This is a genomic window from Mesorhizobium sp. M7A.F.Ca.CA.002.09.1.1 (assembly GCF_003998555.1).
Classification (GTDB): Bacteria; Pseudomonadota; Alphaproteobacteria; order Rhizobiales; family Rhizobiaceae; genus Mesorhizobium; species Mesorhizobium ciceri.
Window position 1 is genome coordinate 1 of the sequence record NZ_RZRR01001127.1, and the last position, 1,490, is coordinate 1,490.

1 protein-coding gene is annotated in these 1,490 nt (G+C 66.3%); it reads right to left on the reverse strand.

All coding sequences use genetic code 11. From position 1 onward, the window contains the following. Positions 1 to 1,490: phosphoenolpyruvate--protein phosphotransferase (gene ptsP / locus EN994_RS30965; RefSeq protein ID WP_245466133.1), on the reverse strand; the 1,490-nt coding region annotated here is incomplete at both ends.

A 1,490-nucleotide genomic window follows, 5' to 3' on the forward strand; every position in this document is an offset into this window, starting at 1 on the left:
GTACTGGGTCAGATCGTTGGTGCCGATCGAGAAGAAAGCGACCTCCTTGGCCAGCGCCGGGGCGATGAGCACGGCGGCCGGGGTTTCGATCATGACGCCGAGATCGAATGATGCGTGCGGCACGCCTTCGGCTTTCAGCTCGGCCGTGCATTCGTCGACCAGCACGCGCGTCTGCCTGACCTCCGAGAGGTCGGACACCATCGGCAGCATCACCTTGATGTTGCCGTGCACGGCTGCGCGCAGCAGCGCCCGCAGTTGGCGCTTGAAGATGTCGGGCCGGTCGAGACACATGCGGATGCCGCGCCAGCCGAGGAAGGGATTCTCCTCGTCGGGAAATTCGATGCCGGCAATCGGCTTGTCACCGCCGATGTCGAGCGTGCGCACAATGACCGGATAAGGCGCAAAAGCCTTGGCCAGCGCCGCATAGGTCTCGGCCTGCATGTCTTCCGAGGGCAGATGCATATGGCGCATGAACAAAAGCTCGGTGCGGAACAGGCCGATGCCCATGGCACCAGCCTCTTGCGCCGCTTCGATTTCCTCGAGTGAGCCGATATTGGCCGCCACCTCGATGATCCTGCCGTCGGCGAGCTTCGGCGTCACCGTCTTGAAGACGGTCAGCCCGGCGCGCTCCTTTGCCGCCGCTTCGACGCGGCCGGCGAAATCGGCACGGGTCGCCTCGTCGGGGTCGATGATCACATGGCCGGCATTGCCGTCGAGCGCGACGTCTCGCGCGGTACGCAAGGCATTGACCTGGTCGCCGAGGCCGAGCACTGCCGGAATGCCGTGCGAGCGCGCGATGATGGCGATGTGCGAGGTGGCGCCGCCATGGCCGCACACCACGCCGCCGATACGCTTCAGCGGCGCGCGTGCCAGATCCCAGGCGCCGATGTCGTCGGCGATCAGGATAGCCCCTTCGGGGATGTTTTCGAGGCTGACATCGTCTTGGCCCAGCAACACCAGGCAAATCTGCCGCCCAACGGCGTGGACATCATCTGCCCGCGCGTTGAGATAGTGATCGTCGACGGCGCTGAATTCGGCGGCAATGGTGGAGGCGGCGGTGATGACGGCGGAAACCGCGTCGTTGCCGCCCTTGATCAGGCCCTCGGCCTCACCAGTCAGGCTGTCGTCGGCGGCGATATCGCGCAGCGCGGCGACGATGCCGCGGTCTCCAGCCGACAGGCTGTCCTGCGCCAACGCATGATCCATGCGGGCCTGGACCGCGCCGACAGCCGTGCGGAACCTGTCGATCTCGCCTTTTATCTCCTCGGCCCGCAACATGCGGCCCTGTCCGGCGATATCGGGTGGGAAATGCGCAAAGGCCGGGCCGATGGCGAAACCTTCGCTGGCGGCCACGCCACGCAAGCGGTTTGCCCCGCCAGGTGCCGCCGGCACGGATCCCGGCGCGGGTGCCGCTTCCTGCCCGGCATCGTTGGCTGGGCTCTGCGCTTCCGCTTCATCATCGAGGCCGGCCCGCGGATTCTCGAGATAGC